This window comes from Streptomyces actinomycinicus, assembly GCF_016741775.1.
Taxonomy (GTDB): Bacteria; Actinomycetota; Actinomycetes; order Streptomycetales; family Streptomycetaceae; genus Streptomyces; species Streptomyces actinomycinicus.
In genome coordinates this window covers 282,636-306,947 of sequence record NZ_JAERRK010000007.1, presented here as the reverse complement: position 1 = coordinate 306,947, position 24,312 = coordinate 282,636, and the positions used below count along the sequence as shown (strand labels likewise).

General features: G+C 72.0%; 20 protein-coding genes. 5 read left to right on the top strand and 15 right to left on the bottom strand.

The features are described 5' to 3' along the window. The first annotated feature begins 160 nt into the window (after positions 1–160). On the top strand, positions 161–1,582 hold the full coding sequence (locus tag JK359_RS17280) for a hypothetical protein (protein ID WP_201836490.1): 1,422 nt from the start codon (positions 161–163) through the stop codon (positions 1,580–1,582). 177 nt (positions 1,583–1,759) lie between these two features. On the opposite strand, the gene JK359_RS17275 is transcribed toward JK359_RS17280, so the two are convergent. Then, positions 1,760–2,617, bottom strand: a complete 858-nt coding sequence (locus JK359_RS17275) for a helix-turn-helix transcriptional regulator (protein WP_201836487.1) — start codon at positions 2,615–2,617, stop codon at positions 1,760–1,762. A gap of 182 nt (positions 2,618–2,799) precedes the next feature. On the opposite strand from JK359_RS17275, the gene JK359_RS17270 reads away from it, so the two are divergent. Beyond that, positions 2,800–3,534 carry an SDR family oxidoreductase gene (locus JK359_RS17270; protein WP_201836485.1) on the top strand — a complete coding sequence of 245 codons (735 nt, stop codon included), beginning with the start codon at positions 2,800–2,802 and terminating at the stop codon, positions 3,532–3,534. Between the two features lie 403 nt (positions 3,535–3,937). Here the strand turns inward: JK359_RS17270 and JK359_RS17265 are convergent, their stop codons facing one another. Continuing rightward, the gene (locus JK359_RS17265) at positions 3,938–4,441 is read right to left on the bottom strand and encodes a nucleoside deaminase (RefSeq protein ID WP_201836480.1); all 504 of its coding nucleotides are present in this window, start codon (positions 4,439–4,441) and stop codon (positions 3,938–3,940) included. Between the two features lie 988 nt (positions 4,442–5,429). Between JK359_RS17265 and JK359_RS17260 the strand changes: the two genes are divergently transcribed. Beyond that, positions 5,430–5,636 (top strand): cold-shock protein, encoded by a 207-nt coding sequence (locus JK359_RS17260; RefSeq protein ID WP_201836477.1) that lies wholly within the window; start codon positions 5,430–5,432, stop codon positions 5,634–5,636. A gap of 483 nt (positions 5,637–6,119) precedes the next feature. On the opposite strand, the gene JK359_RS17255 is transcribed toward JK359_RS17260, so the two are convergent. The 7 genes from JK359_RS17255 to JK359_RS17225 all read right to left on the bottom strand — a co-directional run bounded on the left by JK359_RS17255 (position 6,120) and on the right by JK359_RS17225 (position 14,166). Then, positions 6,120–7,301 carry a carboxylate-amine ligase gene (locus JK359_RS17255; RefSeq protein WP_236677971.1) on the bottom strand — a complete coding sequence of 394 codons (1,182 nt, stop codon included), beginning with the start codon at positions 7,299–7,301 and terminating at the stop codon, positions 6,120–6,122. Between the two features lie 265 nt (positions 7,302–7,566). Then, positions 7,567–7,860 carry a hypothetical protein gene (locus tag JK359_RS17250; RefSeq protein WP_201836474.1) on the bottom strand — a complete coding sequence of 98 codons (294 nt, stop codon included), beginning with the start codon at positions 7,858–7,860 and terminating at the stop codon, positions 7,567–7,569. Between the two features lie 284 nt (positions 7,861–8,144). After that, a complete protein-coding gene (locus JK359_RS17245; RefSeq protein ID WP_201836471.1) occupies positions 8,145–8,780 on the bottom strand; it encodes a GTP-binding protein in 636 nt (211 codons plus the stop codon). Next, positions 8,761–9,234, bottom strand: a complete 474-nt coding sequence (locus tag JK359_RS17240) for a DUF742 domain-containing protein (RefSeq protein ID WP_201836468.1) — start codon at positions 9,232–9,234, stop codon at positions 8,761–8,763. Before JK359_RS17240 ends, JK359_RS17245 begins: the two co-directional genes overlap by 20 nt. Then, positions 9,231–9,662 (bottom strand): roadblock/LC7 domain-containing protein, encoded by a 432-nt coding sequence (locus JK359_RS17235; protein WP_307788148.1) that lies wholly within the window; start codon positions 9,660–9,662, stop codon positions 9,231–9,233. Before JK359_RS17235 ends, JK359_RS17240 begins: the two co-directional genes overlap by 4 nt. Next, the gene (locus JK359_RS17230; protein WP_201836465.1) at positions 9,659–12,262 is read right to left on the bottom strand and encodes a sensor histidine kinase; all 2,604 of its coding nucleotides are present in this window, start codon (positions 12,260–12,262) and stop codon (positions 9,659–9,661) included. Before JK359_RS17230 ends, JK359_RS17235 begins: the two co-directional genes overlap by 4 nt. Positions 12,263–13,425: 1,163 nt before the next feature. After that, on the bottom strand, positions 13,426–14,166 hold the full coding sequence (locus JK359_RS17225) for a VOC family protein (RefSeq protein ID WP_201836463.1): 741 nt from the start codon (positions 14,164–14,166) through the stop codon (positions 13,426–13,428). A gap of 230 nt (positions 14,167–14,396) precedes the next feature. Here JK359_RS17225 and JK359_RS17220 point away from each other — a divergent pair, with 230 nt between their 5' ends. Next, positions 14,397–14,957: a nitroreductase family protein gene (locus JK359_RS17220; RefSeq protein ID WP_201836462.1), complete on the top strand. Its 561-nt coding sequence runs from the start codon at positions 14,397–14,399 to the stop codon at positions 14,955–14,957. A gap of 88 nt (positions 14,958–15,045) precedes the next feature. On the opposite strand, the gene JK359_RS17215 is transcribed toward JK359_RS17220, so the two are convergent. Further along, entirely contained in the window at positions 15,046–15,471 is a 426-nt protein-coding gene (locus JK359_RS17215; RefSeq protein WP_201836460.1) for a DUF6003 family protein, read from the bottom strand. 160 nt (positions 15,472–15,631) lie between these two features. On the opposite strand from JK359_RS17215, the gene JK359_RS17210 reads away from it, so the two are divergent. Then, on the top strand, positions 15,632–16,885 hold the full coding sequence (locus tag JK359_RS17210) for an erythromycin esterase family protein (protein WP_201836458.1): 1,254 nt from the start codon (positions 15,632–15,634) through the stop codon (positions 16,883–16,885). 54 nt (positions 16,886–16,939) lie between these two features. Here JK359_RS17210 and JK359_RS17205 read toward each other — a convergent pair whose 3' ends face one another. The 5 genes from JK359_RS17205 to JK359_RS17185 form a co-directional block, all read right to left on the bottom strand. Beyond that, positions 16,940–17,113 (bottom strand): hypothetical protein, encoded by a 174-nt coding sequence (locus tag JK359_RS17205; RefSeq protein ID WP_201836456.1) that lies wholly within the window; start codon positions 17,111–17,113, stop codon positions 16,940–16,942. Positions 17,114–17,328: 215 nt separating this feature from the next. Continuing rightward, the gene (locus tag JK359_RS17200) at positions 17,329–18,492 is read right to left on the bottom strand and encodes a substrate-binding domain-containing protein (protein ID WP_201836454.1); all 1,164 of its coding nucleotides are present in this window, start codon (positions 18,490–18,492) and stop codon (positions 17,329–17,331) included. Positions 18,493–18,631: 139 nt separating this feature from the next. Beyond that, the gene (locus JK359_RS17195) at positions 18,632–19,714 is read right to left on the bottom strand and encodes an ABC transporter permease (RefSeq protein ID WP_201836451.1); all 1,083 of its coding nucleotides are present in this window, start codon (positions 19,712–19,714) and stop codon (positions 18,632–18,634) included. Next, positions 19,711–21,243: a sugar ABC transporter ATP-binding protein gene (locus JK359_RS17190; RefSeq protein WP_201836448.1), complete on the bottom strand. Its 1,533-nt coding sequence runs from the start codon at positions 21,241–21,243 to the stop codon at positions 19,711–19,713. Before JK359_RS17190 ends, JK359_RS17195 begins: the two co-directional genes overlap by 4 nt. Before the next feature lie 120 nt (positions 21,244–21,363). Beyond that, a complete protein-coding gene (locus JK359_RS17185; RefSeq protein WP_201836445.1) occupies positions 21,364–24,270 on the bottom strand; it encodes a SpoIIE family protein phosphatase in 2,907 nt (968 codons plus the stop codon). Positions 24,271–24,312 lie beyond the last annotated feature (42 nt).

Here is a 24,312-nt window from a genome sequence, read left to right as displayed (position 1 = left end):
CCGCCCGTCACCCGTGAGGACGGCACCGACGCCGAAGCGATCCCCGCTTCCCGGGTTGTGCCGAGTGCGTGCAGATCCCCGTGGCCCGCTTGCCGAGTTCGGCCGGGCGCCTATGCTGCACTGAACAACTCAAGATCATCTGCAGAATGCTCACGGGGACATGAACAAGAACACAGTGACAGCCGTCGGCCTCGTCCTTGCCCTCGGGCTGGTCGCGGGCTGCGGTTCCTCCGGCGACGACGACTCCGCGCCCCGGTCGAAGGGCGGCCGCTCGGCCGGCCCGGACGGCGCGACGCCCAAGGGACCCGCGTACAGCGGACCCGCGATACCCGGCCTGGCCGCCCGGCCCGCGTGGAGCCTGCCGCCCGCGCACGCCATCGACCTCGGTGACACCCTCCTGTTCGTCAAGGACGCCGAGGGCGCGTACGCCACCGGGCGCGGATACGCGTCGGAGCCGGTCGACGGATCGATCGGTACCCTCCACTTCACCAACGACCCGGAACCGGCCACCCTCGAGTTCCGGGACGTGAAGACCGGCCAGGTCCGCAAGACCCTCAAGGTGACGACCGATCGCGTGGCCGCCACGACCTGGCACGACGGCGTTCCGGCGGTCGCGGTCTTCGCCGGCGCCACGACGGAGTCGGACGGTCTGAGCGAGGAGAAGACCACCACCAAGGTCACCGTCTACGGCAGTGACGGCGACGAACTGGGCAAGGCCACGGCCGCGGGCGACGAGTTCGATGTCCACGACGGCTGGATCATCGAGCAGGACGGCGACGAGAGCCTGAAGCTGACGCCCGTCGACGGCGGCGCCGCCCGCAAGGTCACCTGCACCGGGCAGCTGGCGAAGTGCAGCTTCGACCCGCGCAACAACCAGATCGACGGCGGCCAGGCCCACGCGCCCTTGATCACGGGGAAGTACGCCTTCCACGTGGAGAACGCGTCCAGCTTCGAGAACGAGCCCGAACAGCTCGTCATGACCGACCTCGCCACCGGCAAGAAGGCCTGGAGTTCCGCCGACGTCACCCCGCCGGCGGGTGTGGAGCTGAACGAGGACGGGAAACGCACCAGCGGCGCCCTGCGGGTCCTCGAGGTCCGGGACGGCCACGTCCTCACCGCCTGGGGCGCGGGCGCCCTCTCTCCCGACACCTGGGTGACGGCTACGTACGACATCGCGAGCGGCAAGCAGGTCGGCGGCTCCTCGAAGTACTCCTACGCGGACAGCCCCGACGACACGGTCGACACCGAGGGCTCCTCCGTCTTCGCAACCGACCACACCCTGGCCGCCGCTCACACCGAACTGGGCACCGCCGTGTGGCAGCCCGCCGACGGCAAGGAGGTCTGGGCGCAGAAGGAGGGCGAGAAGAAGATGCAGCCGCTGCGCTTCTCCCCGAACGGCATCCTCTACGGCACGACCAAGGAGGACTTCAGCCCGAGCGTGTTCCTCGCGGTCGACGGCCGTACCAAGAAGGTGCTCGCCAAGAGCCTGCCGGAGGACTGCATCCCGCTCTTCTCGCAGCCGTCGGGGTACGGCCACATCAGCACGGAGAAGGGATTCTTCGTGTTCCCGCCCCAGGGCTAGCCGTGTCATCGGGCTGACCGAGCGGACCCTGGGCCAACGCCGGCCACGTGCCGGGTGCGGTGCGCCGTGCGCCGTGCGGAGCGTCGCGGTCTTGCCGCCTCGAGTGGCAAGGCCGCAGGCGCGAAGCCCGGACGCGTTCGGACGGCTGTGCGCCGCGCGCGGCGGCGCCGGGGGACGTCAGCCGGACGAGCGAGACCACCGCCCGCACCCCGTACCGTCATGCGTGGCGTGGACGGAGCCGAGCAGGCCGAGGGCCTGGGCGCTGGGACTGCCGGATTCGGCCTGATACACGATGAGTTGCTGGCCCGGGGCGTCGCGTACGTCGAAGGTCTGGTAAGTGAGCGTCAGAGGCCCGACGTCCGGATGGAGGAACTGCTTGGCGTCCTGGGTCTTGCCCCGCACGGCATGGGTGTTCCACAGGCGGGCGAACTCGGCGCTGCGCTCGCCGAGGGCGCTGAGGAGGGCCCCCAGCCGAAGACTGTCCGGGTCGAGACCGGCCGCCTGGCGCAGATGGCCGACGGCGGCCTGGGCCGCACAGGACCACCGCACGTAGAACCGGCGGCCCGCCGGGTCGAGAAAGATCATGCGGGCCAGGTTGTCCGCCGGCTCGAAGGGGGAGTGCAGGGCTTCGGCCAAGGCGTTGGCCGCCAGGACATCCAGCTTCCGGTTGATGACGAACGCCGGGGTGCCCGGCCAGGCGTCCATCAGCCGGCGCAGTCCTGGACCGACCCGGTCCGTGGTGTGGGCGACCCGGCTGCCCGGCGACGTTCCGGCCAGCTGACGCAGGTGCGCGTGCGCATCGGCGTCCAGGCGCAGGGCGCGGCCGAGGGCGTCGACGACCTGGGCCGACGGGCGGCGCTCACGGCCCTGCTCCAGACGGGCGTAGTAATCCGCGTTCATCCCGGCCAGGACGGCGACCTCCTCACGACGCAGTCCGGCTACTCTGCGCACGCCGTAGCCCGCCATGCCGACGTCCTGCGGCCGCAGGGCCGCCCTGTGCGCGCGCAGGAACTCTCCCAGGTGGTTGTCGATCACGCCCTCAGGTTAGGCCGCGTGGGACGTGTGGTGCCTGGGTGCGGTGCACCCAGGCACCACACGTCCTGGCCGGCGGCCGTCGCCTGCGCCCAGACTCGGCCGGGCAGGACGGATCCGCTCCTCGAGACCGGCGGAGCGCTCCACCCTGAGCAACTCGTGCTCTACCGGGAGGACAAGCAGGCATGACACACACAGCCAAGGTCGTGGCGGTCACGGGAGCGAGCAGCGGGATCGGAGAGGCCACCGCCCGCAGGCTCGCCGCCGACGGCCACAGCCTGCTCCTCGGAGCGCGGCGCACCGATCGCCTCGAAATCCTGACCAGGCAGATCGCCGCCGTCGGTGGGACCGCGGCGTTCCAGCGGCTGGATGTCACCGATGCCGCCGACGTCCGGGCCTTCGTGTCCGCCGCCCGCGAGCGGTACGGCCGCGTGGACGTGATGGTCAACAACGCCGGAGTGATGCCGCTCTCGCCACTGGAGGCGCTGAAGACCGACGAGTGGGACCGCATGATCGACGTCAACGTACGCGGAGTCCTGCACGGCATCGCCGCAGCGCTGCCCGTCATGGGCGCTCAGGGCGGCGGGCACTTCGTGAACATCGCCTCCGTCGGCGCGTACGAGGTCACTCCCACCGCCGCCGTCTACTGCGCGACGAAGTTCGCCGTCCGCGCGATCTCCGAGGGGCTGCGTCAGGAGTCCACCGGGAACATCCGGGTCACCCTCGTCTCCCCGGGCGTGACCGAGTCCGAACTCGCCGACGGCATCTCCGACCCTGCCGCCAGGGAGGCCATGAAGACCTACCGTGCCGCCGCACTGCCCGCCCGCGCCATCGCGGAGGCCATCGCCTACGCCATTGCTCAGCCGGCGCACGTCGACGTCAACGAACTCGTCGTCCGCCCCGCAGCGAGCGCCCAGTGACCCCGGGCGGAGCCGCAGACGTGTCGCACAGGAGCTGATGTGCGTTCAGCAGGACACCGGGCCCGGCGTCCTGCCGCGGAGCGCTGATTCTTACCGGATGCTGACGGCCGCGCCGTCTGCCGGGTCTGCCCGGCCGGCATCGGGCAGGCTGGAGCGACGCCGACGCGTCCGGCGCCACGCTGCCGCCGAGGTGGGACGGTGCAGCCGACCGGCACGTCCCGGAGGGGGCGGAGAGACTGCCGCCGCGGCACAGGAGAAGCGGCTGCCGCAGCGGCGAGGGGCGTCCCGGGCACCTGCCCGGGACGCCCGCACACTCTGGCCGGTCCCGCTGCCCGGCGTGTGGCCGGCCGCGGACCCGGGGCGAAGGTGAGGCGGGGTCCGCGCCGCTGCGGGGCACGGACCGTCAGTAGGCGATCCGGTCGGTCTTGGCGAGCCAGGCGTCGAACGGCTGGGTGCGGTGGGGCAGGTCCAGGTGCTCCACGGTCACGGGCCACTGGCTGTGCGGCCTCTTCTCGAACAGGTCGTAGAACTTGCGGTCGTCGAAGCCCGCGACGGCGGCGTCGTGGCGGTCGGCCGAGTAGACGAGACGGTCCACGCGTGCCCACAGAGCGGCGGACAGGCACATGGGACAGGGCTCGCAGGACGTGATCAGGATGCAGCCCTCGAGGGAGAAGGTGTTCAGCTCCTTGCACGCGGCCCGCATGGCGCTGACTTCGGCGTGGGCGACGGGGTCGAGGGTGGAGGTGACCCGGTTGTTGCCGGTGGCGACAACTTCGCCGTCCTTGGCGATGAGCGCTCCGAAGGGGCCGCCGCCGTTGTTGACGCTGGTGGTGGCCAGGTCGATGGCCTGATCCATCCAGGCGCGCTCGAGGTCCTGGAGGCTTGCTTCCTGGGTGCTCGCGGTCATGATGGCTCCTTCGCCGGTGGTGGATGTGAGTCGTCGGTGGTGCTGCTGCCCCGCGCGGCAAGGCGCGGGGATGCCGGTGCGGGACGGAACAGCGGTGTCCCGCGGGGTGGTGCGTGGACCGGCCCGCCGGCCGGGCCGGCGTGGGCGCGGCCGGCAGGCCTGCTGGTCGGTCGGAGGTGCGTGGTTGCGGCAGAGTCGTGCGGGCGGGGCGGATGTGTGGACGGGGTCGAGGCCGGTGGTGGTGGCGCCGGGGACGTGCAGCAGTGAGGACGCCGGCGCCACGGGCAACAGATCATGTCCCGCGGCCAGCGCTTGCCCCTGTCGGCCGTACGCAGGGGCGCGGCGCGGACGGTCGGCGCGCCCGCACCGCTCGCGTCCGGCGATGCACCCGTACGCCGGGCCCCTCACCGGGCCGGTACTCCTTCCTGCGTCGGGCAGGAGGAAGCCCACGGCGTCCGTTCCCCTGCTTCGCCGCAACTCATTTCGCGTCGTCGCAACTTGTACGAGGAGTACACAGCCGATGGAGTGGAGTCGGCCAGGCGTGGAAGACATGAAAGCGGCTGCCGCACACGACGTGATCTTCGTAGGGACCTACAGGAGACGTCCGGGTCCACCACGGTGCGGAGTCTCCCGGCTCGCTGACCACGGCTGACGAGGCGACCGGGGCGGCCGGGGCGGCCGGGGCGGCGCCGGCGGGGGTGCCCACGTCCCCGAGGCCGGCTCGGGCCGGGAGAACCCGGGACGCGCGGGTGTGCGGTCCCGTCGTCCTCCACCCGGGTCATCGGCCCGTCGCGGGGCCGAGCAGATCTTGAGGCGTGGGTTTGTGCCTCTCTGGCGTCGGACGCATGCGCCGTGTAGCGTCGCGACGGATGTCGTGGTTGGTCGTTCCTGCCCGTGCCGGCTGGTGCGGGCGTTTTGTTGTATGGGACACGACCAGGGCGATGTGGGCCTGCATGGGGCGGGCCCGGCTCGATCGAGAGGTAGATGTATGGCCAGCGGGACCGTGAAGTGGTTCAACGCCGAGAAGGGTTTCGGCTTCATCCAGCAGGACGGCGGGGGCCCGGATGTCTTCGCGCACTACTCCAACATCAACGCGTCCGGCTTCCGTGAGCTGCAGGAAGGCCAGGCCGTGACCTTCGACGTCACCCAGGGCCAGAAGGGCCCGCAGGCGGAGAACATCACGGTCGTCGCCTGACCCGACGCCGCACGCGTGGCCCCCGTACCTCATGCGGGGGCCGCGCGTCGGCGCGTCACGGCCGTGACGGCCTCCTCGACGTCGCCACTGGATCGCGCTGCCGATCGAGGCGGCTGCCGGCAGGCCGCTGAACACGGCCTGGCGTACGCCTGCCGACAGCAGCGGGTCCAGGAGACAGGCTGCGGCCCCGGGTCTGCCGCCCGATGTGGCTCACTCCGCGGCAGTGTCATGGCCATGAATAGTCACTCTGCCGGGCAGACCGCCCGGACGGCCGATGCCGCGCCACTGCGCATTCCCCCTTCGCCGCACACCCCGGCCCGCTGACGGCCGCAACGGCACCAGGGCACCTACTGATCGCACCGGTCACACCGCAGACCGACCGGCCGGACCGGACGCCGCGTCGCACCCGGCGTGCTCCGTCCCGGCCTCGCCGGCGGAGCCACGAGGCGCCTGTCCGCCCGCTCGACGCGCCCGGTGCTCCGATCAGGGCGCCTGCGTGGGCGAGGTCGCGCCGAGCACGTGGTCCACGACGTCGGGAAGGCTGGACCGGTGGCGGTAGGCGGCGCGCTGCCGGTCGGCTCCGCTTCCCTCGGCGCGCAGGCGTTCCCACTGGGTGCGTACGAGGGCGAGGTCGCCGTGGTGGCGCAGGGCGGGGGAGAGGGCATGCAGCATGCGCTCGATCTGTGCGGCCTGAGGGACCAGTTGACGGGTGATGGGGTCGATGGCGTGCCCGGTCAGCCCGTCGCGCGCCGCCCGCCAGCAGGCCGCGCGCAGCATTTCCGGGGCCGGGCGGGGGGCCGGCTCGCCGCCTCGGATGGCGGTGAGAGCGGTGGCGACGAGGGCGCGGACGACCGCGGCGAGCAGCACGGTGTCCTCCGGTGTCAGCGCCGCGTCGGCCACGCGTACCTCGACGGTGGGCAGGTGGTGGGACGGGCGGATGTCCCAGTAGAGGCCGCCGCGGTCCATCACGGCCTGCGCAGTGGTGAGTTCTTCGACGAGTTCCTGGAAGTGGGTGGGGGACTCGAAGTAGGGCGGCGGACCGGCCACCGGCCATCGTCCCCAGGTGGTGGTGCGCCAGCTGGCGTAGCCGGTGTCGCGGCCCGCCCAGTACGGCGAGTTCGCCGCCAGGGCGGTCAGCGTCGGCAGCCAGGGCCGCAGGTGGTTGCTGACTGCGATCGCTTCGTGCGGATCGGCCACGCCGACGTGGACGTGACAGGCGCAGGCACTCTGCTCGTCGTCCAGGGCGCGGAAGAGGGACAGACTTTCCGCGTACCGCGGGCCCGGCGTGAGGGGGACAGGGGTGACCAGGCCGAGGATCGGGGATCCGGTCGCGGCGATCCGCAGGCCGCGGCCGATGGCGGCGCGGGCGAGAGCGGCCCGGGTGGCGCGGATCTCCTCGGCCGCCTCCGTGAGGCAGGTGTGCGGGTCGGTACGGCCTTCCACCTGGTAGCGGGTCAGTTCGGTGCCCACGCGGTGGCCGAGTTCAGCGGCGGCCGCGGCGGCCACCTGCGGACCCTGAGGGGTGACGGTCCTGGTGACGGGGTCGACGAGGAGGAACTCCTCCTCCACCCCCACCGTCAGCGGGGCGGACATCCCCACGGGGGTCCCGTGGCCGGCGGCGAGGACGTCGCCCGGCGGCGATTGCTGCTGCGGATGACTGGTCATGGTGACTGCACTGTGGCAGAGGACGCTGCCATGCACGCGACGAAACGACGTGCTCGTCCGGTTTCCGACCCATCGAGCGCGCCGGAATGGCCCACGGGGATCCCGTCGCAGAACCGAGAAGCGCCGCGGTCGCCGCCGCCGCGAGGTCGGCGCCGCCCCGCGGTCGCCCCCCGCGGTTGCCCCCCGCGGTTGCCCCCCCGCGGTAGCCCCCGCGGTCGCCGCCCACATGCGGGCGGCGACCGCCGCCGGCGTCCAGCGCCCAGGGTCAGCGAGCGACGACGTTGTACGCCGGGATGATCTGCGGCTCGCCGTCGGAGTGGCCCAGTTCGGAGAGGACCGGCTGGAGGATCTTCGAGAAGTTCTCGAGTGCTTCCTCGGACTCCCACACGTCGACGACCCGCCACCCGCCGCCGACGGGGCCGGCCGCGTGGGAGATCAACCCGGGCGCCGGAATGTCGGCGAGCGAGGTGAACCCGCCGCCGCCGGTGAGGCGGTCGATGCAGGCGTCGTACAGTTCCTGCCCGCCGCCGGGAATGTCGAAGATGACGATGATGGCCATGTTTCCCCCACTGCTCGCTCACTGCGAGCGTTGATCGATCCGGTTGGTGCGACCACCCCATGCCTACCCGGCCGCCGTCCGCTCGTCGACGCCTCACGGAGGCCCGGGTCCGATGAGCTGAGGCGCGCGGAGGGGTCCCGCGCCCCTGACGAGCCGACTGCCACCCGGCGCGCGCCGCCATGCCGTGGGTCCGGGGCGGGGGCGGGTGACACGGCCGCGACAGGCAACCCTCACCGTCCGCGCTGAGGGAAGCCGTTCAGGCGGTCCGTGTCCGCCGGCGGTGCTCAGAAGTCAGGCGGTCCCCCGGGTTCCTGCCGCACGCCCCTCGCACCGAGCGCGTGTTCCACCACGGCGATCAGCAGCTCCTTGTCATGGTCGCGCACCCGGACATCGCACAGTCGTACCGGTACATCCGTGCCGAGGTCGAGGGCGGTGCGGACGTCCCCCGCCGGGTAGCGGCGAGAGCCGTCGAAGCAGTTGACTCCGACGACGAAGGGGATTCCACGGTCCTCGAAGAAGTCGACCGAGGGAAAGCAGTCTTCCAGCCGCCGGGTGTCGGCCAGGACCACCGCGCCGAGTGCACCTATGGCCAGCTCGTCCCACAGGAACCAGAAGCGGTCCTGCCCGGGCGTGCCGAACAAGTACACCGACAGGCCCCGACGTATGTCGATCCGGCCGAAGTCCATGGCCACGGTGGTGGTGTTCTTCTCCTCCACACCCGTGGTGTCGTCGACCCAGCGGCCGGACTCGCTGAGGCGCTCCTCGGTGCGCAGCGGACGGATCTCACTGACCGAGCCGACGAGCGTCGTCTTGCCCACGCCGAAGCCTCCGGCGACCAGGATCTTCAGGGCCACCGGAGCGGATTCGGGCTGGTGCCGTGCCTCGCCGGACCCGCTGTGGTCAGAGCACACGAAGGCCATCCAGTACCTCTCTCAGAATGCTCTCGTCGGGCAGCTGTGCGGGGGGAACGGGACGGGTGATGCTGATCAGCCCGTTCGTGCCGAGATCGCCGAGCAGGACCCGGATCACGCCCAGGGGCAGGCCGGTCGCGGAACCGAGGTCGGCGAGGGTGAGCGGTTCCCGGCACAGGCCGAGAATGTCCCGGTACTCGGGGCTCTGCAGACGCTGGTCGGTGAGTCCGGCGTCGTCGCCGGGTACGGCGCTGACGATGGCGATGAGGTCGATGAACACGTCACCGGCCGGGCGGGTGCGCCCCCGCGTCATCGTGTACGGCCGCACGATGGGACCAGCCTCGTCGTCGTACCACCGTCCCGGCCCGCGGTCCAGGGACCCCGCACCGGCCACCATGCCGTGAGCGCCGAGCGCGGCGGGGCCGGGGAAGGACGACGGCGTCGTGCCGACGGGTCTCGTCATGCTCTTCTCCCCCCTGAGGCGGTCGCGCGCCCCAGTGCCCTGGGGGCGGTCCGCAGATGCTCCCCGACGCGCTTGACGAGCAGGGCCATCTCGTAGGCGACCTGACCGACGTCCGCCTCCGCGCCGCTGATGACCGCGAGGCAACTGCCGTCGCCCGCTGCGGTGATGAAGAGAAACGCCTCGTCCAGCTCGACCATGGTCTGCCGGACGGAGCCCGCACCGAAGTGCCGTCCGGCGCCCTTGGCGAGACTGTGGAACCCGGATGCCACCGCCGCGAGGTGCTCGGCGTCCTCACGGGAAAGGCCGGCCGAGGCACCGGTCGCCAGACCGTCGTTGGACAGGATGATGGCGTGCCGGGCGGTGATGACCCGGTGGACCAGGTCGTCGAGCAGCCAATTGAGCGTGTTGGACAACTGCGCTGTGTTCACCGACGGGTTCCTTCGTTCCAGGCGTCTGCCGCAGGGCCGGTACCCTCTGCCTTCCCGCGGGCCAGTCCCTGGGAGAAGGAGGCCACCGCCGCGCGGGCCTCTTCAGGTGACCGTTCGCGGCTGGACCGGGCGGGGGAACCGTCGGCGGTGGGACGGGAGCCGGCACCTCGCAACTGGGGAGCCAGGCTCGACTGGCGGACCCTGCGGGGCAGTCCGTCCGTGCTCGCCTCCCTTTCGGGCCGCGCGGGCGGCCGGCCGTCGTCCCGCCGCTGGGGGGTGAGGTGATCCCGCCGGCTGTGGGCCGTATGCGCTGCGGGGGGACGACGGTGGGGCAGGGCGCCGGGATCGTCCTCGCCGGCCGTGTTCGCCGTGCCGGCATCCGCGGAGGAGACCGGACGGTGCCTCACGGGCCGGGTGGCGGCGGCCGAAGCTGCGGCGCCCCCCGTGCCCGGAGCGTTGATCATCGACAGGCCACGTCCCAGCCGGAGTGCGTTCGCCAGGGGCATCTGCTCCACGGCCTCGTCGGAGGACTGGGCAACGGCGGGCGACTCGTGGCCCCCGGGCGCCGCCACCGGTCGGAGGCCCTCCATCAGCTCGGTCGGTATGAGGAGGACGGCGCTGGTGCCTCCGTACGCCGATTCCTTCAGTGAGACCTTGATGCCGTGCTTGCGGGCCAGGCGGTTCACCACGAACAACCCCAGACGCTGGGCATCCGGCAGGCCGTGCTCCTGCTCGTCACTGAGCCGGCGCTGCGCCTCGGCACGCGCCTCGGCGCCCATGCCGATGCCACGGTCCTCGATCTCAAGGATGAATCCGTTGGCCGCGACTTCCGCGATCACGGTGACGGCGCTTCCCGGCGGGGAGTAGGCCGTCGCGTTCTCGAGGAGTTCGGCCACCAGGTGCGTGACGTCGCCGACGGCCGGGCCCACCAGCGAGGTCTGGGGGAACGACCGGAGGAAGATCCGCGGGTAGTCCTCGACCTCCGCGACGGCGGCCCGCACGACGTCGATCACGGGCACGGACCGTCGCCAGGCGCGGCCCGGTGAGCCCCCTGACAGGATGATCAGGCCTTCGGCGTGGCGGCGCATGCGGGTGGTCAGATGGTCCAGGCGGAACAGGTTCCCGAGGTCGTCCGGGTCCTCCGTACGGCGTTCCATGTCGTCGAGCATCGTCAGCTGGCGGTGGAGCAGGACCTGGCTGCGCCGGGCGAGGTTGACGAAGACGGAGGCGGCGGCGCGCCGCAGCTCAGCCTGTTCCACCGCTGCCTCGACCGCCGCGTGCTGGATGACGTTGAACGCCCGGCCGACCTGGCCGATCTCGTTGGGTCCGAAGTCGAGCGGCGGCGCTGCCTCCGCCACGTCGACGGTCTCGCCCGTGCGGAGCCGGCGCATGACGTCAGGCAGCCGTTGGGTGGCGAGGTGCTCCGCTGCGTTGCGCAGCCTCACCAGTTGCCGGACGAGTGACCGGCCGATCAACATCGATACGAGGACGGAGAGAACGACGGCGATCAGGCCGATTCCACCGGCGATGACCGTTCCACGGATCATGCTCTGGGCATCGTGCTCGGCCTGTTGGCTCAGGCTGGCGGCGAGACGGTTGTTGATCCGGCCGAGGTCGGCGACCGCCGCGTGTGCGGCATCCCGCCACTTCGCGATGCCGGCCGTGCCCGCCTCGGTCCCGTGCTCGCTGAGGGTGTCGCTCTCCGTCACCTCGTGAGCCAGGAAGTCGTTCTCGCGGTGCTCGAGCTCCTGCCAGGCCGGGCTCGCCAGGAACCGGTCGTAGGCCGCACGGTCCCCGGCCGAGAACTCCGGCAGGTGGTCGTCGAAGAGGAGCATGTGTGCTTCCAGCGCGGAGTCCAGCACCCGGTACTGGTTCTCCGTGGGTGCCGCACCGCGGGACATGGTGGCGTACACACCCTTGATGGCGGCGTCCTCCTGGGAGAGGTACTCGCGTGCCCTGACCATCTCGTTGTGCACGGCGCTGCGCTGGGCCAGCCGGTCGGCCCGCAGCGCGGTGAAAGAGGTCCGGAATCGGAGGGCGGGCGTCAGTACCTGGTTGTACTGGTGCATGACCTGGTCCCAGGAGCCCGAGCGGTGATCGGTGCGACTCCTGAGGGAACCCAGCTCGTCGAGGGCGTTCAGCACGTCGGTGAACGTGGCGCGCTGTGCGGTGTCGAGGTTCTGGACGGCATCGCCCTGAGCCCGGCGGCGCACGGCCGACGCCAGGCGGTCCGTCTCGGCCCTGCTCCGGCGCACAGTGAGCTGGGCCCCGTCGTCGTCCGGGTCGGCCAGTGCCGCCACCGCGGCGCGGCGCTCGGCCTGGATGCCCTCCGCGAGTGCCGCCACCGGACCGCCGAGGCGATCGTAGGTGTCGTCGGCCTTGAGCAGGCTGCGGACGTCCCCGGCTGCCGTGAGCGACGCGTAGGCCCACAGGGCCACCAGGGAGACCAGCGGGATCACCAGCAGTGCGATGATCTTGGTGCGGATGGACCTGCCGCCGAAGCGGAGCAGCCGACTCTCGCCTCGGTCCCTGAACGACGGCGCCCGGTGCCTGCTGGAGCACCTGCTCGCCGAAGCGGTGGGGTGGTCTGCTGTGTTCATGGTGACTTTTCCTCGTACGTGGGGGAGTGACTCGGGGGCGGCATCCCGGTGAGCCGTGGGGGAGTGACTCGGGGGCGGCATCCCGGTGAGCCGTGGGGGAGTGACTCGGGGGCAGCACCCCGGTGAGCCGCGGCGGAGGGGCCCTGCGGCCGTGGGGGTCCGCACGTGAGCAGGCCGTGCCGGCATGGCGCGACGGCGGCTGTGAGCAACGCGTGAGTCCGGGACGTCCTACGGCTGGGGGCCGCCTGATACCGCCCCGCATTCTCGGCGTAGTGGATCAGCGCCTGACGGTGAGCGGCTGTGGGGCGCACCGGCGCCGCAGGCGGCGGTGGACCTGTGCGGGGCTGGGCGGAGCATGGAGCCTCATGTCGACGTCCTCCTGCGCCGGCGGGTCGGGTGGCTCCTCCCACCCAAGATGGCCGTTCTGGCGGCATTCAATAGGTACGGGTACCTATTCGATGATCAAAGGGACATCGGTGGCTCCGTAGAAGGCGGCGCACAACCGGTACCACCAGGCAGCCGGTCACCCCGACGCCATGCGCGCCCTCATCGCAGGAGGAAGGGCCGCTTGCCTCTGGCCCTGGCTCTCATCCGGCTTCAGGGCTCCTGGCCAGGCGACGTCTCCACCAGCGGTCGGAACGCCACTGCCGACGAGCGGCGAACGGATCCGGCAGCGTGCGCTCCCGGTATCTGGAGTCCAGGACACGTACGTGGCCTTCGAGTTCGGCGCGGGGCCTGAAAGGCAACTGCTGCACGACCTGTTCAAGCACGTCGCGGGCGTGCCGCACGTCGTAGAAGGAACAGCCGCGGCACGAACACGTCGTCTCCTGCGGGTACAAGGGCCGACGTCCCGGCGGTTGGAAAAAGGCGCGATACTCCCGCAGGGCACGGTCAGTGGCGCCGGGGTAGATGTAGTAGTCGCCCGAGAGCCGCTCCACTCGATGGATCGCGAGGCTGGTTCGGGCGGAGAGTCCGTGGATCCGGTCCGGAGGCAGGCTCCAGCCGAAGTGGGGGGTCTGTGGCGCGCGCAGTGCGCCGGGCCGGCTACGCGGCATCGGCCTTTCGGTAGATCGTCATGAGGGCCATCATGCCATCCCCTGCGGTCCAGTGACACCGTGTCATCGCTTGGACCGCTGCTGAACTCCGGTCGGTGTGGCCCCGCGTCAGGGGAGGGCGAGGACGCAGAACTCGTGGCCCTCCGGGTCGGTCAGGCACGTCCACGGGACGTCGCCCTGGCCGATGTCGAGGTCGGTGGCGCCGAGGGCCCGCAGCCGGGCCACCTCCGCCTCCTTGTCGTCGCCGGGGTAGGGCAGCAGGTCGAGGTGGACGCGGTCCGGCACGGTCTTCACACCGGGCGTGCGGAGGAACTCGAGATACGCACCGACACCCTTGGCGGAGCGCAGCACCGCGTGATCGTCCGTCACTTCGTGCAGGGTCCAGTCGATCGCCTCGCCCCAGAACCGGGCCATGGCCCGCGGATCCGCGCAGTCGACCACCATCGCGGCGATCGGCCCGGTGTCCCGGTAGACCTCACGAGGCTCCAGTACACAGAACTCGTTGCCCTCCGGGTCGGCGAGCACCGTCCACGGCACCTGCCCCTGCCCCACGTCGACGGGTGTCGCACCCAGGGCTTCGAGGCGCGCGACCAACTCCGTGTGGTGGGCCGCGGAGACGGTGGCGAGATCGAGGTGCATCCGGTTCTTCGTCGCCGTCTTGGGTTCCGGGACGGGAATGACGTCGACGCAGACGTGCACCGGGTCCGGCCAGACGAGACCGCCGGCGGGACCGACGTAGGTGACCACGCCGGGGGTGTACGCAGTCCAGCCGAGCGCCTCCGCCCAGAACCGGCCGACCGCCGATGCGTCGAAGGCCTTCAGGTTCACCTGAACAGGTCGCAGTGCCATGCCGGCGATCCTATGTGCCATCCCGGCACCGACATCGGCCTAACCGGGTTCCGGCACCGTGGGCCGGCCTCACCACATGTCTCTCCGGCTTCCGTGCCCCGGGGCAGCCGGAGTGCCGGCGCCTGAGGCTGGGCCGCTCGCCGCGCTGTCGTGACCAGGGGCGGACGCTGCTGAGCCTGGCGAGGCCCCCTGCCGGAATACGCCCGTGCGGTGGTCGGTTGCACCGGGACATGCAACGTGATCAAGAACCGCCCTGCGGTATCCATCCCCTGCTGGCAGAACGGTTCAGCCCCTACGCGTTCGATCCGTCGACCGTACTCGACGACCACTCCCTCGGCTTGTTGCTCGAAGCCGCGCGGTGGGCGCCGTCCGCTGGGAACTCCCAGCCCTGGGGCTTCTTCACGAGCCGGCCCGGTGAGCCGGACCACGAACGGGTGGTCCGCCACCTCGCGCCCAGCTCGGCCCGGTGGGCGACGGACGCAGCCCTGCTCGTCGTCACGTTGGCGCGCCGGCATGTCGGCGACACGCGGCTGCTCTACTCCGAGTTCGCGGACTACGACCTCGGTCAGGCCATCGCCCACATGACCGTCCAGGCCCAGGCGATGGGACTGGCCGCCCACCAGTTCCGGGCCTTCGACATGGAAGGCCTCACCAAGGAACTGGGCCCCAACCCGGGATGGGTGATCATCTCCATGATCGCGTTGGGCAAGGCGGCGGAAGAGCCGCCGGAGCGTCGCGACCGGCGCAGCGTCGCCGATCTGCTGTCCGCCCCCTGGTCGCCGTCGGAGTAGACCGAGGCGGACGGCGTGGCCGTGTCCGCGGTCCGCGAACAGCGAGTCCGGCTCGCGCAGGCGGCTCCGGGAGAGGCGACTCGGTGGATCAGTCCCCGGCGGCCCGGACGATGTCCTGGGGGTCCAGGCCGGTGAGCTGTGCGATGCGCGGCGCGGGAATCCCGGCGGTGAGCGCACGGTGCACCAGCGACTGCCAGTCCTGTGTGGTGTCCCGGAAACCGAGCAGCTCCGACTCCATGTCCGTCACCGACCGCGGAGCGCACGCGTGCTCGACCCGCAGCGTCTCCTCCTCGCTGAGGGGAACCGGCAGCCGCTCCGCGTCCTCTGGAATGAGGACCTCCGCTCCCGCCGGGACGATCCTGACGTGCTCGGAAGACACGGGGATGCCATGCGCCTGGAGCCAGCCCAGCACCGCAGGGCTCTGGGAACACTCCAGCTCGCCCACCGCGGACAGGGCCGCACCCAGGCGCGGATGACGCTCGGGGAGAACGAACAGCAGGGCCTCGTCAGCCATGGCCAGGACACCTCTCTCGCGGAAGGGGCAGCGACGTCACCCCTATACCCCAAGAACGCCCTGTGCTCTCCACCCAGTCCCCGCTCGCCACGCGCACGTCACGCGATCGCACGACGGCTAGCCTCACGTGGACCGAAGCTCGGCGCGAAAGGAATCGGCGATGACCGAAGAGGTACGACGATGGCTGGTGGAGAACGCCATTCCCCTGAAGACGCTGCACCCCGAGGCATCGGAAGCGTGCCACGGCGACCTGGAACCATTGCGCGAGGTCCTGCGTGACGTACGCGTGCTGGGAATGGGGGAAGCGACGCACGGGACGGCCGAGTTCTTCCGGCTCAAACATGTGTTACTGCGCTTCCTCGTGGAGGAAATGGGCTTCACCGCACTGGCCATGGAGGCCAGCGTCTCGGCCGCCCGGGCGGTCGACGACTACGTGCTGCACGGAACCGGCGATGCCGCCGAGGCGCTGGCCGGACTCGGTTTCTGGACCTGGCGGACCCGGGAAATGCTCGACGTCGTGCGGTGGATGCGCGACCACAACCGCACGGTTCCCGAGGACCGGGCCGTACGCTTCGTCGGCATCGACCCCCAGCGGTGCGGCCCGTCCCTGGTGGCGCTGGCCGCCGTGCTGCGCACCCTCGCACCCCAACGCGCGGACATCACCGGCGGCCTGCTCGGCACCCTGGGGGAGGCCAGGCCGGGATCACTCGTCGCCCAGCGCACCCAGCTCCTTGCCGAGGCCCTTGACCTGGAGAGATTTCTCCAGGCGGAGCGCGACCGCATTGCCGCGCACAGCGGGGACGCGGCCGTCGGCCAGGCCCTCGAACATGCGCGCCTGATCATGGCCGCGGCCGACGTGGCCTCGCGGCCACTGCGCGGCGACGCCGGGGAGACGGGCGCGCTGGCCGCCCGGGACCGCCACATGGCCCAAGAGGTGATCTCCGCCGAGGAGAGGCCGGCCGCAAAGGTGGCCGTCTGGGCCCACAACGGCCACGTCTGCACCGGCCGCTACGCGCGGGACATACCCGCCATGGGGCAGCACCTCAGGGAGCACTACGGTGACCGCTACTACGCCCTGGGCCTGCTCTTCGGCCGGGGCGCCTTCCGGGCCCGCCCCGGGAACTCCCCGACACGCCCGCCCAGGAAGCACGGCATCAGCGCGGCGGGTCCGCGCTCCGTCGAGTCCCGGCTCGCCTCGGCCACGCCCCAGGACCACATGATCGACCTCCGCGGCGGCCGGGCGCGGCCCGCCGTCGCCCGGTGGCTGGAGAGTCCCCAGTCCATGCGGTCCTTCGGCGCCGGCGTACCGCGCGTGACGTACCGCTTCTCCATGGCTCCCACGGTGCTCATGGGCGAGTACGACGGCTTGGCGTACGTGGCCCGTTCGACGCCGTCGACGCCGCTGACCTGCTAGCGAACGCGACCCGGCCGGGGAGTCCCGTACGCCGCCGCGCGAGGGCCTGTTCCGTCAGTGCTTGAGCCTGTCCTTGGACCTCTCCTTGACAGCCCGGGCCTTGCCGCGGGCCTCGAGTGCAGCTCCCTTGGCTGCGGTGGTGTCCTTGCCGGCGGCGTGAGCCACCTTCCTCACCGCCTGTCCGACAACCTGCTCGGCCATGGCCTTGGCCTTCTGTCCGGCACTCATGTCGGTCCTTTCCTCGGTACCTACTCGTCCGACTGCCCCTGCCCGTGGCGCGGAAACGGTGGGCGGGCCGTCCCCGGGGAGTCCGGGTCGACGCGATCGCCCCGGGGCCGGTACGCACTCCCTTCCGGACCGGCCCGGGCGGTTTCGCCGGCATCGACGGCGGCCGTGCTCTGCGCGGCCGGCTCCGCTCCCTCCGGTGACGCGCGGCGCCTGCGTCACTTGTGCCAGATCCTGCGGTACGCCTCCCGGTACCCCGAGGGGTCCCAGGTCGTGGCGCCTTCGCTGTTGTCCGCCGTGGAGACGTGGACGGGCGCCACGTATCCGCTCGCCGGACGGCCGGAGAAGGCGCGGTTGAACTCGTCGAGGATCTGCCAGCCCTGCAGCGACAGCGGTTCGGGGACGGTCGCCGCCTGGTACTGCCTGCTGTTGATGCGCTGGAAGGCGGACGGGTCGCCGTCGCCGGCGCCGATGTTGAACGGCGGCCCGGATCCCTCCTCACCGGCCGCGCGGAAGGCGGGGGCGGCATCGGCGAAGTACAGGTCGTTGATCGCGACGGAGTGGCTCCACCGGGTCCCGAAGCGGGAGAGGAGGAAGGAGACCTCCCGCGGGGTACGGCCGCTCGCGTCGGGGATCGGGATGTTCTCGTAGGCCAGCAGCCGCACGCCCGGACATGCGGCCAGCCCCCTCTTGATCAGCTCGGACTTGTGCTTGGCGAAGGGGATCGAGGCGTCCGTGAAGAGGACTACCCCGGCGTGGCCGTGGGAGCGTGCGATGACCCATTGCGCGCTGATCGCGGCGACTTCGCCGACGTTGGTGGTGACGTTGGTGAAGAGTCGGGGGTTCGCACTGGGGCCGGGGGACGCCACCGCGTGCCAGCCGATGAGCGGGATGCGGGCCGCGGTGGCCCGCGCCACCTGCTGCGAGGTGGCGTTGGGGTCGAAACCGCCGATGACGATGCCTGAGGGCTTCAGGGCCACGGCCTCACTCAGCGCCGCCTGGATGCCGGCGGGGGTGCCCTCGCCGTCGATCACCCGGACCTTCCAGCCGATGACGCCGGCGGCTTCCCGTACTCCCTCGGCGACGCCGGCGACTCCGGGGTTGGTCATGGTCTGCGCGACGTACACGAGCGTCTTGCCGGGAACGGCCGCGGGACCGGCAGTCGGCCCGTTCCAGGGGACATCGGTCTTCTCCGCCCGGGTGACGGCGGCCCGGGCCCTGGCGTCGGCCGCGGGGCAGCCGCTCGGGCCCGTGGCGGATGTCCCGGGGCCGTCGGCCGAGCCCCGTTCGCAGCCTGCGAGAAGGGATGCCGCCAGCAGCAGGGCGAGGGGGAACGATCGCGCCCTGACGACGCCGGGGACGGCCTCGCGGTGGTGGTGCATGGGAGTTCCTCGCGGAGGGGTGAGGGGGCGAGGTGGTGGTGACTGCGTTCCTCGCGGAGGACGGAGGGGCGCGGCCGTGCCGCAGGGGTCCCTCGCGGAGCCGAGGCGGTGGCGGTCCTGCGACGCGGGTCGGCGCGGGTCACGGAGGGACGTCGCTCGCGCCGGCGTCCCGCCCCGAGGGCGGCGGCTCAGCGGGCGCGTCGCGGGGCGCGTCGGCCCCGGTGCGCAGGCGGCGCGCGTCGTACCCGGCCAGGCCGACGGCGACGAGGAGGGTGCCGCCGTAGAACAGGGGGATCGTCCAGAAGGCGGCTCCCAGCTGGCCGATGCCGGTGAGGCCGACGGCGAGCACGGCGACGGCGACGAGTGTGCCCAGGGCGTTGGGACGGCCGGGTCTGATCGCGGTGGAGCCGAGCAGGGCGCCGACGAAGGCGGGCAGCAGATAGTCGAGACCGACGCTCGGGTTGCCGATCTGCTGCTGGGCCGCGAGCAGCACGCCGGCGATGCCGACGATCAGTCCCGATGCGGTGAACCCGTAGACGGTGTACCTGCGGGTGGGGATGCCGACGAGGTCGGCGGCGCGCGGGTTCGACCCCACGACGTAGAGGTACCGGCCGAGCGGCAGCCGCTCCAGCACCAGCCAGAGCGCGACCCCGAGGGCGACCACGTAGAAGGCGGGAACCGGGAGGCCGAGGAACTTGGAGTCGTAGAGATCGGTGAAGGCGGCGGGCAGGCCGTGCGGGCCGGGGACGATCCTGCCGCCGTCCGTGATCCAGCCGGTCACGGCGTACATCATGCTGCCGGTCCCGAGGGTGGCGATGAAGGAGTCGATGCGGCCGAACTCGACGACGACACCGTTGAGGGCGCCCACGGCCGTCCCTCCGGCGACCACCACGAGGCAGGCCCACGGCCAGGGCCACCGCTCGTTCACGATGAGCTGCATCACGGTGACGTGCGCCAGGCCGAGACCGTAGCCGATGGACAGGTCGAACGCGCCGGTCACGACGGGGACCGTGGCGGCGAGCGCGAGGACGGCGGGGATGGACTGGTTGAACAGGAGCGAGTCGAGCGTGTCCAGCGTCGGAAACGTGCGTGGCAGGACGAGCGAGAACGTCAGGAAGAGCAGCGCGGTGAGGGCCAGCAGGCCGTAGGCGCTGACGAGGCCTCCGGCGGGCCGCTGCCGGTGCGGCCGGGAGGGTGTCCTGGGGGCGGGCGGGGCGGTCATGGATGCGTCGCGGCTCCGGGGGAGGGGGGCAGGGCGGAGGCCGCCCGGGTGAGTCCCGCGACCGTGAGGTCCGGACCGCTCAGCTCGGCCGTCACGGCCCCGCGCACGAAGACCAGAGCGCGCCGGCACACGCCCGCGACCTCTTCGAAGTCCGTGGAGACGAGCAGCACCGCGAGGCCGGTGGCCAGTGCCTCGTCGAGCAGGCGGTACACGGCGGCCTTGGCACCGATGTCCACGCTCGCGGTCGGCTCCTCCAGGATCAGCAGGCGCAGGTCCGGCCGGAGCCACCGGCCGATCATGATCTTCTGCTGGTTCCCGCCGGACAGGGTGCCGATGGGTGCCTCGCTGTCGCGCGGCCGCACCGAGAGCCGTTCGATCAGGCCGGCGGCCTGCGCACGTTCGCGGCGGGGGGCGATCCAGCGCGGCGCGGGCAGACCTCCGGCGCGCGGATTGGCCAGGAGGTTCTCCCGTACGGTCAGCTCGGCGGCGCAGCCCTCCCGCTGTCTGTCGCCGGGCACGAAGCCGACACCGAGGCGGACGGCGTCGGCGACCGTGCGCGGCCGGTACGGCCGGCCGCCGAGGAGTACCCGGCCCCCGATGAGGGGTCGGGTCCCCGCGAGGGCGCGGCCGAGTTCCCTGTGGCCGGCACCCGAGAGGCCCACCAGGCCCAGGACCTCGCCGGCCCTGAGTTCCAGGCCGACCGGTCCCGTCCCGGCGGTCCGTGCGGCGTCGACGGTGAGGACGGCCGGGCCGTCGGCGGGGGCGGTGGCGGGGCGGTGGCGGGAGAGACCGTCGCCGACGATGTCATGTACAAGGTGGGTGGGGCTGTGGCCGGCCAGGGTGCCGTGGCTGACGAGGCGGCCGTCGCGCAGGACGGCGAAGGCGTCGGCGACCTCGTACACCTCGTCCAGACGGTGGCTGACGTACAGGACGCCGTGCCCCTGGTCGCGCAGGACGTGCAGGACGCGGAAGAGCCGGGCGCAGTCGGTCGCCGGCAGCCGGGCGGTCGGCTCGTCGAGGACGATGAGTTCCGCCCGGGAGGCCAGTGCCCGGGCGATGGCGACCAGCGAGCGTTCGGCCGGGGAGAGACGGGCGACAGGGGACGCGGGGTCGAGGTGACCGGCGACGGTCCCCAGGGCTTCGGCGCAGCGCTCCCGGGTGCGCCGCCAGGAGATCAGTCCGGCGCGGCGGTCGTACCCGATGGTCAGGGCGATGTTCTCGGCGACCGTCATCCATTCCACGAGGCCGAGGTCCTGGTGGATGAAGGACATGGCGCGGGAGGCGGCATGACTGCCGAGCGGGTGCCCGTCCACCGTGACGTGCCCCGCGTCGGCGTGGTGAACGCCGGCGAGCACCTTGATGAGGGTGGACTTTCCGGCTCCGTTGGGACCGAGGAGGGCGAGGACGCTGCCCGCGTGCACGTCGAGGTCGACGCCGTCCAGCGCGAGGGTCCCGCCGAACCGCTTGGCGAGCCCGCGGATGCGGACGAGGGGTTCCGCAGCGGTGTCGGGAGGGTCGTGCACGGACATCTCCGGAGGTCGGCCTGGCGAGTTCTTCCCGACGGTCTCCAGTGATCCTAATGGGGCGACTCGTAATATCTTGGACATTCATGCGTTTTCGGCGTCGACCGGTCGGCGGTGCCGTCGGCCTCAGATGCCGTCGAGGCCGCATTCGGCCCAGATGACCTTGCCCCGAGACAGGTAGCGGGTGCCCCAGCTGCGTGCCAGCTGGGCGACGAGGAACAGCCCACGGCCGCCCTCGTCGGTACTGGCCGCCCGGCGCAGGTGCGGGGCGGTGTTGCTGGCGTCGGAGACCTCGCAGATCAGGGTGCGGTCATGGATCAGCCGTACGTGGACGGGGCCGGAACCGTGCCGGATGGCGTTGGTGACCAGCTCGCTGAGTATCAGCTCCGCGGCGAACGCCGCTTCGTCGAGTCCCCAGTCGGCCAGCCTGCGCATGGCAGCGGCGCGCACCTCGGCGACGAGGGCCGGGTCGGGCTGAAGGTCCCAGGAGGCGATCCGGTCGGGGTCCAGCGCGTGGGTGCGGGCGACGAGCAGGGCGATGTCGTCCCGGGGGTGGGCGGGCGCCACGCTGCCGAGGACGATCTGACAGGTCTCCTCGGGTGCGCGCTCCGGATGGGGCAGGGCCTCGCGCAACCGGTCCAGGGCCGCGTCGACGTCGCCGTACCGGTCCTCGATCAGCCCGTCGGTGTAGAGGACCAGCTGGCTGCCCTCGGGGAGGTCGGTCTCGACCGCTTCGAAGGGCAGGCCCCCCAGACCGAGCGGAGGTCCGGCGGGCAGCTCCGGGAAGGACACCGTGCCGTCGGGGCGGACCAGGGCGGGGGGAGGATGCCCGGCACGGGCCATGGTGCACCGCTGGGTGGTCGGGTCGTAGACGGCGTACAGGCAGGTCGCGCCGATGATCTCGGTTGTGTCGGCGACGAAGTCCTCCCGGTCGAGGCGTCCCACCAGGTTGTCGAGATGGGTGAGGACTTCGTCCGGGGGGAAGTCGAGTTCGGCGAAGCTGCGTGCGGCGGTGCGCAGTCGGCCCATGGTGGCGGCCGAGAGCATGCCGTGGCCGACGACGTCCCCGACCATCAGGCCGATGCGCATACCGGACAGCGGGATGACGTCGTACCAGTCGCCGCCCACGTCGGACTCGGCGGGCAGGTAGCGATGGGCGACGTCGACGGCGTCCTGGTCGGGCAGCCCGTGCGGGAGAAGGCTGCGCTGCAGGGCCAGGACCATGGAGCGCTCGCGTGTGTAGCGCCGGGCGTTGTCGATGGAGAGGGCGGCACGGGCGGCGAGTTCCTGGGCCAGGGAACGGTCGTCGTCGCCGAAGGGGGCGGGGTCCCGCCCACGGTAGAAGGCCGCGACGCCCAGGACGACACCGCGGGCCACCAGCGGGACCGCGATCAAGGAGTGGACGTGGTCCAGCAGCTCCCGGCTGTGCTCGGGGTCATGGGCGAGCCAGCCCGCGGCGACCTCGAGGTCCGGCTCCAGCACCGGCTCCCCACTGGTCAGACAGCGCAGCTGCGGTGTGTTCGGGCCGTAGCCGACCTGCTTGCCGACCGGGTGGAAGGGGCAGTCGTCGCGGATGCCGTGGACCACCGTGCGGCGCAGGTCGCCGTGCGGATCGGCGGACTCCTCCCCGCGCAGCACGGCGTCGGGCAGGTCGATCGTGAGGTAGTCGGCGAACTGCGGCACCGCCGTCTCCGCCAGTTCCTGGGCCGTGCGGCGCACGTCCAGGGTGGTGCCGATGCGGGTACTGGCCTCGGACACCAGTTCCAGGCGGCGCCGTGCGGCGAGGGCGTGCCGCGCCACCTCCGGCTCCCCCACGAGCAGCAGCCCTCTGGACGGGAGGGCGGAGGCCCGGTGGTCGTCCGCCGCGCCGACGAGGGTGACACCCGCGCCGCCCCCGGTGGCCCGGCCCGACGCGGTCGTCGCGGTGGCCCGGCCGGACGCGGTGGCCCCGCCGGACGCGGTGACGGCTACGGCTTGTGCCGGCGGTACGGCACGCGGTACGGCTGGTTCGGAGGGGCGGAACGGCAACCCGTCGGCCTCCCGCTGGGCGACGAGGGGACGGCGTGGCGCGGGGCCGGGCAGGACCGCCTCGATGGCCAGACCCTCGACCCCGGTGGCACTCGTCATCGGACGGCTCAGCAGCGTGACCTTACGGCCGTCGCGGAGACGGACGTTCACGGCGGCCCGCTGCGCCCAGGAGATCAGCTCCGTGGCCTTCTCCATGAGGATCGCACGGTCGTGGGGGTGCTGTCCGAGGGCCAGTTCGTCCAGTCCGACGGTGTGGTGACGGCCGACGCCGGCTTCGGCGCCGGTGTCCAGGTACGCCTGCAGCAGCGCGCGCTCGCGCGCGGAACTGTGCCGGAGCAGCCGCCGCTCGATGGCTCGCGCCGCTCTCTGTATCAGGTCGGCCAGCGCGGGGTGGTCGAAGCCGCGGGGATAGCCGAAGCACAGGACGCCCTCGATACGCCCGCTGAGCGGGTCGCGGACCGGCAGTGCGCGGCAGGCGCTTCCCTGGGCGCGTTCCGCGAAGTGCTCGGCACCGTAGACGCGGATGAGCTGCCGCTCCGCCAGCGCGAGACCGATGCCGTTCGTCCCCGCGAACCGCTCGGCGAACACGAATCCCGGCACGCGCTGGATCGCGGGGAGGCTGCCGGCCAGGGAGGGCTCTCCGAAGCGGCGCAGCAGGACCGTTCCGCTCGCATCGGCGACGCAGATGTTCATCGGACTGCCGGTGAAAGTGTCCTGGAGCCGGTCGAGCACGGGCACGGCCGCGCGGATGATCCGCGCCTCCGTGTCGAAATCCTCCCGGAAGGGGAGGTCGGCCCCGTCCGGCGAGAGTCCCAGGGACCGGCAGCGCTGCCACGAACTGGAGATGGGCGTTCGTACGCCCGCCCCGACCGGCCCGCCCGCCAGGAAGCGCTCACGCGAACGGGCGGGTCCTGTGCCGTCCGTCGCACGCCCCGCGGGTGTCGATGCCCCGCCGAACCGAACCACGCCACGCCTCACTCGCGATAGTCCGCCGCCCGAACTCATTCCGATATAGATGAGAATACGTACATTCGGGGCATCGGTCTC

What these genes read in the sequence shown, in the direction of transcription:
- JK359_RS17280 (WP_201836490.1), top strand. Translation starts at nt 161, where the DNA reads ATGAACAAGAACACAGTGACAGCCGTCGGCCTCGTCCTTGCCCTCGGG.
- JK359_RS17270 (WP_201836485.1), top strand. Translation starts at nt 2,800, where the DNA reads ATGACACACACAGCCAAGGTCGTGGCGGTCACGGGAGCGAGCAGCGGG.
- JK359_RS17265 (WP_201836480.1), bottom strand. Translation starts at nt 4,441, where the DNA reads ATGACCGCGAGCACCCAGGAAGCAAGCCTCCAGGACCTCGAGCGCGCC.
- JK359_RS17260 (WP_201836477.1), top strand. Translation starts at nt 5,430, where the DNA reads ATGGCCAGCGGGACCGTGAAGTGGTTCAACGCCGAGAAGGGTTTCGGC.
- JK359_RS17255 (WP_236677971.1), bottom strand. Translation starts at nt 7,301, where the DNA reads ATGACCAGTCATCCGCAGCAGCAATCGCCGCCGGGCGACGTCCTCGCC.
- JK359_RS17250 (WP_201836474.1), bottom strand. Translation starts at nt 7,860, where the DNA reads ATGGCCATCATCGTCATCTTCGACATTCCCGGCGGCGGGCAGGAACTG.
- JK359_RS17245 (WP_201836471.1), bottom strand. Translation starts at nt 8,780, where the DNA reads ATGGCCTTCGTGTGCTCTGACCACAGCGGGTCCGGCGAGGCACGGCAC.
- JK359_RS17240 (WP_201836468.1), bottom strand. Translation starts at nt 9,234, where the DNA reads ATGACGAGACCCGTCGGCACGACGCCGTCGTCCTTCCCCGGCCCCGCC.
- JK359_RS17230 (WP_201836465.1), bottom strand. Translation starts at nt 12,262, where the DNA reads ATGAACACAGCAGACCACCCCACCGCTTCGGCGAGCAGGTGCTCCAGC.
- JK359_RS17225 (WP_201836463.1), bottom strand. Translation starts at nt 14,166, where the DNA reads ATGGCACTGCGACCTGTTCAGGTGAACCTGAAGGCCTTCGACGCATCG.
- JK359_RS17220 (WP_201836462.1), top strand. Translation starts at nt 14,397, where the DNA reads ATGCAACGTGATCAAGAACCGCCCTGCGGTATCCATCCCCTGCTGGCA.
- JK359_RS17215 (WP_201836460.1), bottom strand. Translation starts at nt 15,471, where the DNA reads ATGGCTGACGAGGCCCTGCTGTTCGTTCTCCCCGAGCGTCATCCGCGC.
- JK359_RS17210 (WP_201836458.1), top strand. Translation starts at nt 15,632, where the DNA reads ATGACCGAAGAGGTACGACGATGGCTGGTGGAGAACGCCATTCCCCTG.
- JK359_RS17205 (WP_201836456.1), bottom strand. Translation starts at nt 17,113, where the DNA reads ATGAGTGCCGGACAGAAGGCCAAGGCCATGGCCGAGCAGGTTGTCGGA.
- JK359_RS17200 (WP_201836454.1), bottom strand. Translation starts at nt 18,492, where the DNA reads ATGCACCACCACCGCGAGGCCGTCCCCGGCGTCGTCAGGGCGCGATCG.
- JK359_RS17195 (WP_201836451.1), bottom strand. Translation starts at nt 19,714, where the DNA reads ATGACCGCCCCGCCCGCCCCCAGGACACCCTCCCGGCCGCACCGGCAG.
- JK359_RS17190 (WP_201836448.1), bottom strand. Translation starts at nt 21,243, where the DNA reads ATGTCCGTGCACGACCCTCCCGACACCGCTGCGGAACCCCTCGTCCGC.
- JK359_RS17185 (WP_201836445.1), bottom strand. Translation starts at nt 24,270, where the DNA reads ATGAGTTCGGGCGGCGGACTATCGCGAGTGAGGCGTGGCGTGGTTCGG.